Below are 15,877 nucleotides of genomic sequence, written 5' to 3'. Positions count from 1 at the left end.
TGTACAATTATTTTTTTGAAAATATAGAAAAAGAGCTATCGCTAGCGGATTTTTTTACCCGCTATTGCGACAGCTCCATTATTTTTTTGAAAATTGCATAGAAAAAATGAAAAAGTTTACAAAGAGTGAAAAGAAAAATAAAAAAACTAATATTTTTTTAAAATAGCATAAAAAATATACAAAAAATAAAAAAAATGTACAAGGATTATTTTTAAAAATTGTTATTATATAATTGTAAATGATTAATCATAAAATAAATTTTTTTGTTATATATTATTAAAAATAATGAATTTAAGGTGGGATAATTTATTATGGTAAAAAATAATTTAGCTGAAATCTTAAAGAATAGATTTCAAAAAACAATAGAGAATTCAACAAACGAAGAAGTATATTTAGCATTACTAGAAATGACAAAAGGATGCATTAATAATAAAGGTACAAATAAAGGTAATAAGAAATTATATTATATATCAGCAGAATTTTTAATTGGTAAATTATTATCTAATAATTTAATAAATTTAGGACTTTACGATGAAGTTAAAGAAGTATTAGCTGCTAATGGTAAAGATTTAACTGAAATAGAAGAAATAGAATTAGAACCTTCATTAGGTAATGGTGGACTTGGAAGATTAGCTGCATGTTTCTTAGATTCAATAGCAACTTTAGGGTTAAATGGAGATGGTGTAGGACTAAACTACCACTATGGATTATTTAAACAAGTATTTAAAAATAATAAACAAACAACAGAAAAGAATGAATGGATAACTCCAGAAAGTTGGTTAAATAAATCTAATATTAAATTTGATGTTTTATTTGGTGGATTTAAAGTAACTTCAACTTTATATGACATTGATGTTACAGGATATAATCAAGCTTCAAATAAATTAAGATTATTTGATATAGATACTATTGATGAGACATTAGTTCAAGATGGAATAAATTTTGATAAAGAAGATATTAAAGAAAACTTAACTTTATTCTTATATCCAGATGATAGTGATGAAGCAGGACACTTATTAAGAATATATCAACAATATTTCATGGTAAGTAATGCAGCACAATTAATTCTTTTAGAAGCAGAAGAAAATGGATATGATTTACACAAATTACATGAGCATGTAGTAGTTCAAATTAACGATACACACCCTTCAATGGTTATACCAGAATTAATAAGATTATTAGGAGAAAAGGGTATCGAAATGCAAGAAGCTATCGGTATCGTTACCAAGACTTGTGCATATACAAACCATACAATATTAGCTGAAGCATTAGAAAAATGGCCAATAGCTTACTTAGAAAAAGTTGTTCCACAACTAATGCCAATAATTAGAGAATTAGATAATCAAGTAAAACAAAAATTTGATGATGAAAGAGTTTATATTATAGATAAAGACAATAGAGTACACATGGCTCACATGGATATTCATTATGGATTTAGTGTAAATGGTGTTGCTGCTCTTCATACAGAAATATTAGAGCAAGAAGAATTAAAGCCATTCTATGATATATATCCAGAAAAGTTCAATAATAAGACAAATGGTATAACTTTCAGAAGATGGTTAATCCACTGTAATAATGAATTAACTAACTATATTACAGAGCTTATTGGAGATGACTTCAAAGTAGATGCAACTAAGTTAGAAGAATTAGGTAAGTATATTGATAATAAAGAAGTATTAGCAAAGCTTGGAGAAATTAAAAAGCACAATAAGATTGCATTAAAAAAATACTTAAAAGAGACTCAAGATATTGAAATAGATGAAAACTCTGTTTTTGATATTCAAATTAAGAGATTACACGAATACAAGAGACAACAAATGAATGTTTTATATATCATTCATAAGTATTTAGATATTAAAGCAGGTAATATTCCAACTACTCCAATTACAATGATATTTGGAGCAAAGGCTGCACCAGCTTATATAATTGCACAAGATATAATTCATACAATACTTTGTTTACAAGAAATAATTAATAATGATCCAGTTGTTAGTAAACACTTAAAGGTTGTTATGGTTGAAAACTATAATGTAACTAAAGCTTCTAAGTTAATTCCAGCTTGTGATGTTTCAGAGCAAATTTCTTTAGCATCTAAAGAAGCTTCAGGAACTGGGAACATGAAATTTATGTTAAACGGTGCTTTAACTTTAGGAACTGAAGATGGAGCAAACGTTGAAATTCATCAATTAGTTGGAGATGAAAATATCTATATCTTTGGTGAATCAAGTGAACAAGTAATTGAACATTATAAGAAAGCAGATTACGTTTCAAAGAAATACTACGAAAAAGAAAACATTAAAGAATTAGTTGACTTTATCGTAAGTGATGAAATGTTAAAGGTTGGAGATGAAGTTAACTTAAATAGACTTCACAATGAATTAATAGTTAAAGATTGGTTCATGACTTTACTTGATATTGAAGATTATATAAAAACTAAAAATCAAGTATTTGAAGACTATTCAGATAGAGAAACTTGGAATAGAAAAGTTTTAATAAATATAAGTAAGGCAGGATTCTTCTCTTCAGATAGAACAATTGCTGAATACAATAATGATATCTGGAAATTAAAATAATAATAATAAAGGATTAGTACATATTTGTGCTAATCCTTTTTTTATTAATTAAATATTCAATATTGGAAATAATATAAAAAGCTATCTATATATTGATTAAATTTAAGAAAGGAGAAAATTAAAATGAGAAAAACCAGTATTATATTATTTTCATTAATTCTATTAGGATTATTAGTTGGATGTACGAAAAAGGATACTGAGGCACCAAATGATAATTCAAAGTCAAATCCTAAGTTAGTAGAAGCTATTTTTGATGTTACTGGTGTTGAGGAAGGAAATAATGATAGGTATGTTTATTTTTATGAAGATTTAAATGATGATGATAAAGATGAAGTAATAGTTTATCTTTGGGGAAATGATTTTAGTGGTACTGCAGGTAGTACAATGATAATTTTTCAATCTCTTGATGAAGGATATGAATTTATTTCAAAAACTACTGCAATGAATATGCCTATAATAATTAGCACAGATGTCACTAATTCTTTTAATGATTTAATTGTTACTGTATCAGGCGGAGGAATAAATGAAGCATATAATGTTGTATTAAAATTTGAAAATGGAACTTATCCATTAAATGCAACATTACAACCTAAAATTGATATTTTAACAGTAAAATCTAAAGTTACATTAAATAAAGATATAACACCAGATGCAGGTTTTCCATTAACAACTAAAATGGATAATTAAAACTATAAATACATTTAGAATTTTATCAACATAATTTTTCAAAAGTATTAAATAAATAATATTATTATATGTATAATAACAAAATTATTTATTAGTATTATATGAAAAGGAAAATTTAAAGGAGCTATTAAAATACAAGCTCCTTTATTATTCCAAGATTTAAACTAGTATTAATTAAAATAATATATAATATGCAATTTAATTAAACAGCAATATTAAGAAGTTCTTCTACTCGTTGTTTAGAAGTAGGAATTATACAACAGTTAGGAGTAGAATATGGCAAGTACTTAATATCTAAAGGTTTTCTTGCTTGAAATAAAGCTTCATATTTATTTGTAGGTTTATTTGATTCAATGCTTTTAATTAATCCTTGTTCTACAAATTTCTTTTCTGAAATGTTATATAATAAATAGAAGATGTCTTCATCCTTAGCATCACTAATTAATCTTTCAGCATTTAAATTGTTTATTCTAAAATTGTATCCATTAAGCAACTTATGAGGAGCTCCCTCTGTTTTTGCATTTGTTCTAAGAATATAATATCTCATAAAAAAATCTCTCCCTATTTTAAGTTATATTTTTAAAAAATTAATACCCATTAATTTTATCTAATTTCAAATTCATTTAAAGTAGTTTGGCCATCCTACAATTATATATAATAACATCTATGGAAAATAAAGTAAATATAAGTCTAGCCAATTTTACACAAGTAAATTAGATAAAAAATACAAAAAGGAACAAGAAATTAATAAGAAAAATTACAAAATTGAACAAAATAATTCAACTATTTTAGGGTCAAATTGTGTTCCAGAACATTTTTTAAGTTCAGCTATAGCCTCAAGTTTTGTTTTAGTTTTATTATAAAGTGAATTGTTAGTCATTGTATCATAGGCATCAACAATAGAAAAAATCCTTGAAATTAAAGGAATTTCATTCTTTGATAAGCCAAGAGGATATCCACTACCATCATAGTTTTCGTGATGAGATAATATTCCCTTTGCAATATGGTTAAGCTCTGGAATTGTCATTAATAGTCGATAACCTTTTTCAGAATGAGTTTTCATTATTTCAAATTCTTCATAACTTAAAGTTTCAGGTTTCAACAAAATTTCTTCAGAAATAGCAATTTTACCTATATCATGAAGTTTAGCAATCAAAGCTAATTCATCTAAAGTTTCTAAAGATAAATTAAGTTTTTTACCAAGTTTTAAACATAGATCTATAACACGATCTATATGTTCAATATTTTCGATGTTTTTTACATGTAATGTTTTAATTAAATTAGTTAAAATAGATATTCGAACATTTTTTCCAACTAAAAGCTTATGGCTATAAAGCTCATTTTCAGCATCCTTTAGGGCATCATCAAGATTATCATATTTGTTTTTTATAATTGATGAACCTATAGACATTGAAAGAGTAAAGTTTAGATTTAAAGAAGAATTATCAATGGTAGTGATTTTCCTCATTAAATCACATTCAACACAAGAATTACAATTAGGCACAAGTAAAATAAACTCATCACCACCCCATCTAAAAATTAAATCATTATTATAAAGAGATTTAAGTCTATTTGACATTGCTATTATTAGATTATCACCTTCTATATGACCAAAAGTATCATTAACCATTTTTAAACCATTAACATCGCCCATAATTATTCGGATTGGAAAAGCTTCTTCTTTTATAAGTTCATTAACTTTTTTTGTAAAATAAGCTCTGTTATGAAGTCCAGTCAAGGAATCAGTATAGCTTAAATGTTTTAAATCTTCTTCAAACTTTTTCTGTTCTGTAATATCATGTGCAACTCCAACTATACCGATAAATTCATTATTTTTATCTATTACTGGTGTTTTTACTGTTTGGAATATTTGTTGTGTATTATTAGAATTAATTCGTTCTTCTATATATACAGGTTTTCTTTTATAAATGACAAGTTTATCGTTTTTTTCACATGTATTTATAAAGTTTTTATCTAGTTTTAATTCAGAATCACTTTTCCCAATGATGTTATTTATGCCTTTTTCTGAATAAAAATCAAGACATGGCTTATTGGCAATCTTATAGATACCTTGAGTATCTTTAAAGAAAATTAATTGGGGAATGTTATCTATAACTGTCTTAAGAATTTCATTTGATTCTATAGAACTTTCTGATAAATTAATAAGATTATTCTTAAGAAAATAAATTTTATAATGTATATCATTAATATACTCAGAAATATAACTGAGCGAATACTGAGTATTATTAATTAAGAAACAATTATTTGAAGAATTTTGTATTAAAGTATTATTTATTTTTAGTTTATTATTACTATGATCTATAGCGTATATTTTTGTATTAAAAAGCATTGATAATTCGTTATTAAAATGTATTAATTCATTATTTTTAATTATCCAAGCAGGATAACTTAATGATTCTATTAGTTTGAAAATAAGTTTTAACATATTTAACCTCAACCTATTAATTATTTATATTACTTATAATTATTAATTATATAGTAGTAATTATTGTAAGTACACTATAATAATTGAAAAATAAAAAATAAGAGTTATTTAAGGTTGATATAAAAATTAATAAATACAGGTATACATAAGTTAATGGAAAAAGCGCTTGTGGATAACACAAGCGCTTTTTCGAATTACTTTAAGAAAACAAATTCATTATTAGTAGAATATTCATCTGAATATGAAAAACCAAGTTCAGTAAAAGCTTTAACTTTTTCTATATCATTAATATTATTTTCAGCTAAATAACGAATCATAAGTCCACGAGCCATTTTAGCTTCAGTTGCTTTCACTTTAATTTTTGAATCAACAAGAGTTCCGAAGATACAGGTTATGAAAGTATCATCTTTAGTTAAATATTTTTCTATAGTTTTACTATATTCCTTTGAAGCAAGATTTAATATAGTGTTAGTATCCTTTGTAAGTTCTTTATATAATAAGTCCCCCCAGAAAGAATATAAGTTTTTTGAATTTCCTACTGATAACTTTGCCTGCATTTCTAATCTATAAGGTACTATACCATCAAATGGTTTTAAAACACCATAAAATCCAGATAAAATTCTTAAGTGTTTTGATATGTATTCAAACTCTGAATTACTAAATGAATCAGGTGACATATATTTATATTGAATGCCTTCGTAAGAAAGAATTGCAGGGGATAGATTTTTATATAAGTTCATATTTTTATATCTAGAATAATTAAGTTCTGCAATTTCATCATTACAAGCTAAAAGTTTCTTTAAATCATCATAATTATATTCTTTTAAATTATCGTATAGATATTCAGTCTTGTCCATGAAACAAGGTGTAGATTCACTTATAATATCATCATTATTGATATTCATTTTTTTGGCAGGTGAAATAATTATATTAAAATTTTTATTATTCAAAATAATCAGCTCCTAAGTTAAATAATATAAATAGTATATCATACATAATAATTATTATTATATAAAAATAAAAACTTTAGAATTATTTATATAAATTATTAGCTTCAGTTTGATCTTTAACTTAATCAGAGAGGTAGAAGTTATTACATAAGTAAATCTAGTTTATTGATATGGCTCTTATTAGAGCTATTATAATGGCTAGAAATGAGATAAATATTAAAAGAGAAAAATCATGAATATTTTACAAGTATAAAATTTATAGTATAATTTATTTAAGAAAAAAATGGAAAAGTAAAAATGGAGAAAAGATAGTATGAAAATAGGATTAGTATTAGCCGGTGGTGGGGGAAAAGGTGCATATGAGCTTGGTGTTTGGAAAGCATTAAAGCAATTAAATTTAACTAAGTACATATCAGTTTTTTCAGGAACATCTATAGGTGCGTTTAATTCTGTATTATTTGCAATGGATGATATAGATAAAGCAGATAGTCTTTGGGAAGAAGTAACAATGGATAAGTTAGTACCTATTAGTAAAACTGAATTAATTAAAAGAGGAATTGGATTATATCTTGGTGGTAAAAATCTGCAGCTGGCAAAAAAGTTTTTAACTGATAAATTAGAGCATGGAGCCATTAGTAATGATGGAGCTGTGGAGATGGTAGAGAAATATTTAGATTTTAATAAAGTTAAAGAGAAAAATAAAATATGTTATGCAGCATGTACAAAGTTACCTAATTTTAATGCTAAATATTTTAAAATAAATGATTATGATGAAGAAATAGCTAAGAAAATAGTATTAGCATCAGCTTCATTACCTTTGATATATGATAGTACTGAAGTTTTAGGAGAAAAATATATAGATGGAGGAATTGCTGATAATGTTCCAATTCAACCTGTATATGGAGAAAAGTGTGATATTATAATTGTGGTTTTATTATCTAAGGATGGTCAAATTGATAGATCACTTTATCCAAATTCAAGACTTATAATAATTGCTCCAGAGAATTTAGTTGAAAATGCTATAACAGGAACTTTAAATTTAGATACAGATGCAAAGCGTGTAAGAATAATAGAGGGATATAATGATACTATAAATAAAATAGAGCCTATTATGGAATTAATGAATTTTGTTCATAAGAAGGAAGAAGAAAGAAAAAATCCAACACTTTATAGAACATATAATTATTTAAAGGGTGTAAAAAGAAAAATAGATAAAAAGAAAAAAAAGAATTAATAATAGATTCTTAGGGAACAATTATTAAATGTGGAATTTTAAATTAAGCTTTAAAATATAAATTCACGATTGAATAAAACTGCGAAGGAAAATAAAAGTTAAAGGCCTAACGGCCAAGGTAAAGTGATTAATATAGCTCGCGCTAATTAATCATAGGTAAGGGTTTGTTAAAGCAAACGGTAAATTAAATATATATTTTAGAAACTTCTTATGAAGTTTCCTCCTTGTTCAAAAATATTTTGGAAAAATGTTGAAAAAGTATATCTTAAATAGTAAAATAAAGTTAAAAGAGAATAAAAATGCTAGGGGTGCCTTATGGCTGAGAGGGAGAAATCCTAACCCTATGAACCTGATATGGTTAATACCAGCGGAGGGAAGCGTTAAAATAAAGTATATTTAGAAATTTTATATTTGAGTTTAAAAGCTGTACCGCTATTGGTGCAGTTTTTTTTTGTTTACTAATATAGTATGCCCATGGGGCTAATGTAGATGGAGGTGAAGGTAGTGAAAGTAAATGGTAGTGAAATGAACTTTAAAAATATCAATAACATAATAGAGTTATTAGATAAATTAAAGGTAAATAAGGATAGAGTAGTAATTGAGCTTAATGGAGTGATAGTTTCTAAGGAAGATTTCGGTAATGTAAATTTAAATGAAGATGACACTATAGAGGTTATTTCTTTTGTTGGGGGAGGATAAAATCAGTTAGGAGGTGGAATGTGAGGATTAAGGTTAATGAACAGTATAGTGAAGTTTTTGAAGGAATTTCTTGTTTTAAGCTTAGAGAAGGAATTAAACCAGAAGCAGACATAATAATTTTAAATGGGTTTCCAATAAAAGAAGATAAATTACTTAAGGATGGAGATAGTATTTCATTTATTAAAAGAGGAGAGATACCTAAAAAGGAAGAGCTAGAAGCATTATTAGTAGCTAGGCATACACCAAAGGTTTATGAGATAGTTAAAAATATTTCTATAGGAATAGCAGGGGCAGGTGGGTTAGGTTCTAATATTGCATTATCTTTAGCTAGGCTTGGAGTAATAAATATTAAAGTTGTAGATTTTGATATAGTTGAGCCGTCAAACTTAAATAGGCAACAATATTATATTAAAGATATTGGGGATTATAAGGTCACTGCACTTAAAAGAACTTTAGAAGAAGTTAATCCTTTTATTGAAGTTATTCCAATTATAAAAAAATTAAGTAAAGAAAATATAAAAGAAACTTTCAATGATGTAGATATAATATTTGAAGCTTTTGATAATCCAGAATGTAAAGCAGAATTAAGTAATATTGTACTTACTGAGATGAGAGATAAGGTTTTAATAGCATCATCAGGAATGGCAAGTTATTATCCTTCAAATGAAATAATAACAAGAAAAATAAATAATAAATTTTATATATGTGGAGATGGTGTAAATGAGGCTAAAGAAGGAAGTGGTCTTATGGCACCAAGGGTAGCTATTTGTGCGAATCATATGGCAAATTGTGCACTACGAATTATTTTAGGAGAAGAGGGGGAGTAGAAAATGAGTGATAAATTAGTTATAGGTGGAGTTGAACTTAATAATAGACTATTTGTTGGAACAGGAAAGTATCCTTCAAATGATTTAATTAAAGATGTATTAGAAAATAGTGGATCACAGGTTATTACTTTAGCAGTAAGAAGAGTTGATTTAGATCATAAGGAAGAAGATATTCTTTCTAATATACCAAAGGATGTAATATTACTTCCAAATACATCAGGAGCTAGAAGTGCAGAAGAAGCTGTAAGAATTGCAAGAATAGCAAGAGCTTTAGGTTGTGGGAATTGGATAAAAATTGAGGTTATTAGTGATTCAAAATATTTACTTCCAGATAATGAAGAAACAATAAAGGCAACTAAAATATTAGCAGATGAAGGTTTTATTGTATTACCTTATATGTGTCCAGACCTTTATGCAGGAAGAAGACTTATAGAAGCTGGAGCTGCAGCAGTTATGCCTCTTGGGGCACCAATTGGAAGTAATAGAGGTATTAGAACAAAAGAACTTATTCAAATTATGATTGATGAATTAGATATTCCTATAATAGTTGATGCTGGAATAGGAAAGCCATCACAAGCTATGGAGGCTATGGAAATGGGAGCGGCAGCATGTCTTGTTAATACAGCTATAGCATCATCTAAAAATCCAGCTAATATGGCAAAGGCATTTTCAATGGCAGTTGAAGCAGGAAGACTTGCTTATTTATCTAAGTTTGGAACAGTATCTAAAGAAGCAAATGCATCATCACCTTTAACAGGATTTTTAGATTAAGGAGATGACTAAGTTTTGAGTTTTTATAGTGTTATAGAAAAATATAGAGATTTTGATTTTCAAGGATACTTTGAAAAAGTAACTCATGATGATATTAGAAGGAGTATTAATGAGAGAAGTTTAAGTCATGAGGATTTATTAAATTTATTATCACCTAAGGCAGCAACTCATTTAGAAGAAATGGCAGAAAAGGCTGTTCAATTAAGTTTACAGTATTTTGGTAGAACTGTTTTATTATATACGCCAATGTACATTTCAAATTACTGTGTGAATAAATGTAAATATTGTGGATATAATATTGAAAATTCTATTAATAGAAGAAAATTAAATATGGAAGAAATAAAAAATGAAGCAGCAGCTATAGCAGAAGAAGGATGTAGGCATCTTATATTATTAACTGGTGAAAGTCAGGAGCATTCACCATTAGATTATATAGTTGATGCAATTAATGTAATAAAAGAATATTTTCCATCAATAACTATGGAAGTATGGCCTATGACTGTAGAGCAGTATAAAGAAGTAGTTAATGCTGGTGCAGAAGGGCTTACTATATATCAAGAAACTTATGATGAAAAGGTATATGATGAAGTTCATTTAGCAGGACCAAAGAAAAATTACAAATATAGATTAGATGGTCCAGAAAGAGGAGCAATAGCTGGAATGAAGAGTATAAGCATAGGAGCTCTTTTAGGACTAGCTGATTTTAGAAAAGATGCATTTTTCACAGCATTACATGGAGAATATTTAAGAAGAAAATATCCACAGTGTGATATAACTTATTCACCACCAAGAATAAGGCCTTGTAAAGGTGGGTTATCAGAAATAAAAGGTGTTAATGATAAACAAATGGTTCAAATTCTTTTAGCCTATAGATTATTTGCACCACAGTGTGGGATGAATATTTCTACAAGAGAAAATGAAGATATGAGAAGACATATAATACCTTTTGGTGTTACAAAAATGAGTGCTGGAGTTTCTACTGAGGTAGGTGGACATACACTTAAAAATGCGGGTACAGCACAGTTTGATATAAATGATGAAAGTTCAGTACAAGAAATTATTACTATGATAAAAAAAGTTGGGTATCAGCCTATATTAAAAGATTGGGAAAGAATTTAGGGGGAGTGAAGAATGAATTATACAACACAAATGGATGCAGCCAAAAAGGGAATTATAACAGAAGCTATGAAAATAGTAGCTATTAAGGAAGGTAAGTCAGTAGAGGAAATAAGAGCATTAGTAGCAGAAGGAAAAGTAGCAATTCCAGCTAATAAAAATCATAAGACTTTAAGTCCAGAAGGAGTTGGACAAGGTCTAAGAACTAAAATAAATGTTAATTTAGGTATATCAAAGGATTGTTGTGACTGTGAAAAGGAATTAGATAAGGTTAGAACTGCTTTAGAAATGAAAGCAGAAGCAATAATGGATTTATCTAACTATGGTAAAACAGCAGAAATGAGAAAAACTATAGTAGAAATGTCTACTGCAATGCTTGGAACAGTTCCAATATATGATGCTTTAGGATATTATGATAAAGATTTAAAGGACCTAACTGCAAAAGAATTTCTTGATGTAGTTGAAAAACATGGACAAGATGGAGTTGACTTTGTAACTATTCATGCTGGTTTAAATAGAGAAGCTGTTGAAACAGTAAAAAGAAATAAAAGATTAACTAATGTAGTATCAAGAGGTGGATCACTTTTATTTGCTTGGATGGAGTTGAATAATGCTGAAAATCCATTCTTTGAATATTATGATGACCTATTAGATATTTGTGCAAAATATGATATTACATTATCTTTAGGTGATGCATTAAGGCCAGGTTCAATAAATGATGCTTCAGATGCATCTCAAATTAAGGAACTTATAACTTTAGGGGAGCTTACAAAAAGAGCATGGGAAAAGAATGTACAAGTTATTATTGAGGGGCCTGGGCATATGGCTATTAATGAAATAGAGGCTAATATGGTTATGCAAAAGAGATTATGTCATGGAGCACCTTTCTATGTTTTAGGACCATTAGTTACAGATGTAGCACCAGGATATGATCATATTACTTCTGCAATTGGTGGAGCTATTGCTGCAACTTATGGAGCTGACTTTTTATGCTATGTAACTCCAGCAGAGCATTTAAGGTTACCTAATTTAGAAGATATGAAGGAAGGCATAATAGCATCTAAAATAGCTGCCCATGCAGCAGACATTGCAAAGGGAGTTAAGGGAGCTAGAAATTGGGATAATGAAATGAGTCAAGCTAGAGCTGATATTAATTGGGAAAAGATGTTTGATTTAGCTATAGATCCAGAAAAGGCAAGAAGATATAGAGCAGAATCTAAACCACATGATGAAGAAAGTTGCTCAATGTGTGGAAAGATGTGTTCAATGAGAACTATGAAGAAAATATTAAATGGGGAAGAGTTAGTAATCAATGATTAGTATTCCTATTTATTTTATAACTAATAGAGCTTTAGCAAGTGAAGAAAAGTACTTTGAGGTAATAAAAAATGTTGCAGGTTATAATAATATAAAAATTATACTTAGAGAAAAAGATTTAAATGATGAAGAATATAAGAAGCTTTATTATAAGGTTAAGGAGTTAGCACCTAATACAGAAATAATAATTAATTCAAAGCTTAAGGTTTTTAATGAAGTTAATGAAAAGACAATTCAACTTTCATTTAATGATTTTATGGCTTTAGGAGAAGTTGATTACAATGTAGGAGTATCTGTTCATAATGTTGAAGAGGGAAAATTAGCCTATAGTAAGGGAGCTAAATATATTCTTGCTTCACATATTTTTGAAACTAAGTGTAAAGAAGGATTAGAACCTAAAGGAGTGGAGTTCATAAGTGAACTTAGAAAATATGTTAATTGCGATATAATTGCTTTAGGTGGGATAAATTCAGATAACTATATGAAAGTAATTGAAGGTGGAGCAAATGGAATTGCAGTAATGTCACTATTTTATAATGAGTATGAGTTTAGTAAATTTATCTATTAGGTAATAAACTTTGTATTTACTTATTATGTATATATTACATTAATAATAAAATCATTTAAAGTTGTATATAATAGATTTTGGATAAATTTGATTTTGAGTATAAAACTGGTATAATTTACTTAGAAGTATAAAGATGAAAGCGAGGGTAGGTTAGTTATAATAACTAACTATAATAAATATGTTAAAAGAAACATTAAAAAAAGACGAAATAGCTGCAATGAAAGCAAGAGATAAGGCAAGAGTAAGTGTTTTAAGATTAGTTAATTCAGAAATTAAAGCATATGAAGTTAATAACAGAGAAGACATTCCAGATGAAAATGTTATTAAAATTATAGAAAAAAGCATAAAGCAAACTAAAGAAGCTTTAGAATATGCTGTTAAAGCTAATGATGCAGATAAAATATCAGAAGGAAACTTTGCACTTGAAGTTTTAACTCCATACTTACCAAAGCAATTAACTGAAGAAGAAGTTAGTGCTATGTTAAAAGAAATTATTACTAATGGTAACTATACTGCTAAAGATATGGGTAAAATAATGAAAGAAATTATGCCAATGGTAAATGGTAAGTTTGATAGAGCTAAAATTAATCCTATGGTAAAGGCAATATTAGGATAAAATAATTGGTGTAAGAAGGTTGAGGATAGAAATATTCTCAACTTTTTACTTTAATTTGATTTATATTTTTAAAGATTATACAATTTAGAGGTAGATAAAAAAAGGAGATAAAATTATGAAAGGAGTATTATGGAAAAACTAAAAAAATACATAGAAAATAATAAAATAAAATTTATTATAAGCTTAATATTAGTAGTAATATTTATTGCTATATTTATATGGAGCAGTAATAATTACAATATGTATAAATCAGATATTGCAAAAGTTATAAGTATTACTGATGAATACTTAAAGGTTGAAGATGGACCTAATGGAAGAGAAGAAAAATATTTTAATCAGATTATTACAGCAAAATTAAAAAACGGAGAGTATAAAGGTGAAATTATTACTTTAAAAAATACATATTCATCATCTATGCTTAAAAATGAAAAATACAAAAAAGGTGATGATTTATTTGTAAGTATCAAAAAAGGTAATGAAGAGTTACAGGGAAGTATTAACGGTCTTAAAAGAGATAAGTATATAGTATTGCTTGTAGGAATTTTTATTATCACTATTATTTTAGTTTCGGGAAAATTTGGAGTTTATACCTTAGCCACATTAGTTGCTAATATAGCTGCATTTATATATTTTATAAAGTTATATATTAACGGAAATGATTTTATGTTGATAAACTTAATTATGATAATTTTCTTTAGTGTAGTAACTTTATTACTTCTTGGAGGATTTTCAAAAAAGAATATAGGAGCCATAATTTCAACTCTTATAACTACATTTTTAATATTTGGATTATATAAATTAGCTATTATTTATGGGGGCGATTTGCACTATGAATTAATGGATTATATTGCAGGGCCTAATGATATAGAAAATATATTTTTATCAGGAGTAATAATAGGTTGCTTAGGTGCAGTTATGGATGTAAGTATAACAATAAATTCAGCAGTTAATGAGTTAGTTAACTCATTAAATTCCATAAGTATAAAGCAATTAATTAAATCAATAAGAGAAATCGGACATGATATTATGGGAACTATGATAAATGTTTTAATGTTTTCTTATATAGGAGGAAGTTTATCAATTGTAATATTAAAGATAATTAATGGTTATAAGCTACCAAGCTTAATTCAATTTGATATTTCCTTTGAAATAGTTAGATTTTTAATAGGATCTATAGGAATAGTTATGGCTGTGCCAATATCTGCTTTAGTTGCAGTATTATTTTTTAGGAAAGGATTGAGTAAAGATGATACTGATATTAGCAGTAGTATTATTAATATTGATGATTCTCATAGGAGGGGATAGAGGAGCAAAATCATTTATTGCAGTAGTATGTAATATTATAGCTTTAATATCAGGAATTTATCTTATAATATCAGGAGTAAATCCTATATTAGTAACTATTTTAGGAACAATAGTGTTTTGTCAAATAACTTTAATATATCAAAATGGACATAATATGAAAACTTATGCAGCTGTTATTTCAGTTATTTGTGTTATTTTACTATTAAGTTTTATAATTTATTTTGTTGGGAATAAATCTAATTTTGGTGGATATAGTGAATTAGATTTAAGTTCAGATATAAGTGTTTATTTATCTCCAAATGTAAATATTAATATGAATCAATTAATGATATGTATGATTATAGTTAGCTTATTAGGAGCAATTATGGACACTGCGATGGCAATAACATCATCATTATTTGAATTTAATGAGATAAATAGTGAAGTTACTACTAATACATTAATAAAAATGGGATTCAATGTTGGAAGAGATATATTAGGAACAACAGTTAATACACTTTTCTTTGCTACCATAGGAGAAACTATGATGATTAGTATTTTATTCATGAAAAATAATTATACTTTTTCAAGTGTTATTAACTCAAAGGAGTTTTTTCAAAATTTATTTAGTTTAGCTATTTCTAATATAGGATGTTTATTCATAATACCTATAAGTATATTTATTGGAACATATATGTTAAAAGGTAATAATGAAATTATAAAGAAAATTAAGGTTCGATGCGATAAATTAGAAAGAGAAAACAATGGATAAATATAAAAAAGTAAAAA

The 15,877-nt window shown here is 26.9% G+C and carries 15 protein-coding genes and 1 riboswitch; of the genes, 12 read left to right on the top strand and 3 right to left on the bottom strand.

The features are described from left to right. Window positions 1-311 precede the first annotated feature (311 nt). Window positions 312-2,573: a glycogen/starch/alpha-glucan phosphorylase gene (locus HCG76_RS07795; protein WP_221699544.1), complete on the top strand. Its 2,262-nt coding sequence runs from the start codon at window positions 312-314 to the stop codon at window positions 2,571-2,573. Window positions 2,574-2,696: 123 nt separating this feature from the next. Continuing rightward, window positions 2,697-3,260 (top strand): hypothetical protein, encoded by a 564-nt coding sequence (locus tag HCG76_RS07790; RefSeq protein WP_221699545.1) that lies wholly within the window; start codon window positions 2,697-2,699, stop codon window positions 3,258-3,260. 202 nt (window positions 3,261-3,462) lie between these two features. On the opposite strand, the gene HCG76_RS07785 is transcribed toward HCG76_RS07790, so the two are convergent. The 3 genes from HCG76_RS07785 to yaaA all read right to left on the bottom strand — a co-directional run bounded on the left by HCG76_RS07785 (window position 3,463) and on the right by yaaA (window position 6,656). Continuing rightward, the gene (locus tag HCG76_RS07785) at window positions 3,463-3,807 is read right to left on the bottom strand and encodes a hypothetical protein (RefSeq protein WP_221699547.1); all 345 of its coding nucleotides are present in this window, start codon (window positions 3,805-3,807) and stop codon (window positions 3,463-3,465) included. Window positions 3,808-4,017: 210 nt separating this feature from the next. Beyond that, a complete protein-coding gene (locus tag HCG76_RS07780; RefSeq protein WP_221699554.1) occupies window positions 4,018-5,706 on the bottom strand; it encodes a sensor domain-containing diguanylate cyclase/phosphohydrolase in 1,689 nt (562 codons plus the stop codon). Between the two features lie 194 nt (window positions 5,707-5,900). Next, on the bottom strand, window positions 5,901-6,656 hold the full coding sequence (yaaA, locus tag HCG76_RS07775) for a peroxide stress protein YaaA (protein WP_221699555.1): 756 nt from the start codon (window positions 6,654-6,656) through the stop codon (window positions 5,901-5,903). A gap of 313 nt (window positions 6,657-6,969) precedes the next feature. Here yaaA and HCG76_RS07770 point away from each other — a divergent pair, with 313 nt between their 5' ends. The 10 genes from HCG76_RS07770 (at window position 6,970) to HCG76_RS07725 (ending at window position 15,860) form a co-directional block, all read left to right on the top strand. Beyond that, entirely contained in the window at window positions 6,970-7,890 is a 921-nt protein-coding gene (locus HCG76_RS07770) for a patatin-like phospholipase family protein (RefSeq protein WP_221699556.1), read from the top strand. 294 nt (window positions 7,891-8,184) lie between these two features. Beyond that, window positions 8,185-8,283, top strand: a riboswitch (TPP riboswitch). Between the two features lie 111 nt (window positions 8,284-8,394). Beyond that, on the top strand, window positions 8,395-8,589 hold the full coding sequence (thiS, locus tag HCG76_RS07765) for a sulfur carrier protein ThiS (protein WP_294173594.1): 195 nt from the start codon (window positions 8,395-8,397) through the stop codon (window positions 8,587-8,589). 20 nt (window positions 8,590-8,609) lie between these two features. After that, window positions 8,610-9,416 (top strand): sulfur carrier protein ThiS adenylyltransferase ThiF, encoded by an 807-nt coding sequence (gene thiF, locus HCG76_RS07760; RefSeq protein ID WP_221699558.1) that lies wholly within the window; start codon window positions 8,610-8,612, stop codon window positions 9,414-9,416. Between the two features lie 3 nt (window positions 9,417-9,419). Further along, window positions 9,420-10,187 (top strand): thiazole synthase, encoded by a 768-nt coding sequence (locus HCG76_RS07755; protein WP_221699559.1) that lies wholly within the window; start codon window positions 9,420-9,422, stop codon window positions 10,185-10,187. A 15-nt stretch (window positions 10,188-10,202) separates the two neighbouring features. Next, a complete protein-coding gene (gene thiH / locus HCG76_RS07750; RefSeq protein ID WP_221699560.1) occupies window positions 10,203-11,306 on the top strand; it encodes a 2-iminoacetate synthase ThiH in 1,104 nt (367 codons plus the stop codon). 12 nt (window positions 11,307-11,318) lie between these two features. Further along, on the top strand, window positions 11,319-12,623 hold the full coding sequence (thiC, locus tag HCG76_RS07745; RefSeq protein ID WP_221699561.1) for a phosphomethylpyrimidine synthase ThiC: 1,305 nt from the start codon (window positions 11,319-11,321) through the stop codon (window positions 12,621-12,623). Continuing rightward, on the top strand, window positions 12,616-13,188 hold the full coding sequence (locus tag HCG76_RS07740; protein WP_260458058.1) for a thiamine phosphate synthase: 573 nt from the start codon (window positions 12,616-12,618) through the stop codon (window positions 13,186-13,188). Before thiC ends, HCG76_RS07740 begins: the two co-directional genes overlap by 8 nt. A gap of 178 nt (window positions 13,189-13,366) precedes the next feature. Next, window positions 13,367-13,804 (top strand): GatB/YqeY domain-containing protein, encoded by a 438-nt coding sequence (locus HCG76_RS07735; RefSeq protein ID WP_221699563.1) that lies wholly within the window; start codon window positions 13,367-13,369, stop codon window positions 13,802-13,804. Window positions 13,805-13,933: 129 nt separating this feature from the next. Then, window positions 13,934-15,109: a YibE/F family protein gene (locus tag HCG76_RS07730; RefSeq protein ID WP_221699566.1), complete on the top strand. Its 1,176-nt coding sequence runs from the start codon at window positions 13,934-13,936 to the stop codon at window positions 15,107-15,109. Further along, window positions 15,051-15,860, top strand: a complete 810-nt coding sequence (locus tag HCG76_RS07725; protein ID WP_221699568.1) for a YibE/F family protein — start codon at window positions 15,051-15,053, stop codon at window positions 15,858-15,860. Before HCG76_RS07730 ends, HCG76_RS07725 begins: the two co-directional genes overlap by 59 nt. Window positions 15,861-15,877 lie beyond the last annotated feature (17 nt).

Origin of the sequence: Clostridium sp. K13 (assembly GCF_019734195.1) — a bacterium.
GTDB lineage: Bacteria > Bacillota > Clostridia > Clostridiales > Clostridiaceae > Clostridium.
This window is presented reverse-complemented; position numbering and strand designations above follow the sequence as displayed.

Coding starts and splice junctions, on each gene's coding strand:
- HCG76_RS07795 (WP_221699544.1), top strand. CDS start 312: ATGGTAAAAAATAATTTAGCTGAAATCTTAAAGAATAGATTTCAAAAA.
- HCG76_RS07790 (WP_221699545.1), top strand. CDS start 2,697: ATGAGAAAAACCAGTATTATATTATTTTCATTAATTCTATTAGGATTA.
- HCG76_RS07785 (WP_221699547.1), bottom strand. CDS start 3,807: ATGAGATATTATATTCTTAGAACAAATGCAAAAACAGAGGGAGCTCCT.
- HCG76_RS07780 (WP_221699554.1), bottom strand. CDS start 5,706: ATGTTAAAACTTATTTTCAAACTAATAGAATCATTAAGTTATCCTGCT.
- HCG76_RS07770 (WP_221699556.1), top strand. CDS start 6,970: ATGAAAATAGGATTAGTATTAGCCGGTGGTGGGGGAAAAGGTGCATAT.
- HCG76_RS07755 (WP_221699559.1), top strand. CDS start 9,420: ATGAGTGATAAATTAGTTATAGGTGGAGTTGAACTTAATAATAGACTA.
- thiC (WP_221699561.1), top strand. CDS start 11,319: ATGAATTATACAACACAAATGGATGCAGCCAAAAAGGGAATTATAACA.
- HCG76_RS07740 (WP_260458058.1), top strand. CDS start 12,616: ATGATTAGTATTCCTATTTATTTTATAACTAATAGAGCTTTAGCAAGT.
- HCG76_RS07735 (WP_221699563.1), top strand. CDS start 13,367: ATGTTAAAAGAAACATTAAAAAAAGACGAAATAGCTGCAATGAAAGCA.
- HCG76_RS07730 (WP_221699566.1), top strand. CDS start 13,934: ATGGAAAAACTAAAAAAATACATAGAAAATAATAAAATAAAATTTATT.
- HCG76_RS07725 (WP_221699568.1), top strand. CDS start 15,051: ATGATACTGATATTAGCAGTAGTATTATTAATATTGATGATTCTCATA.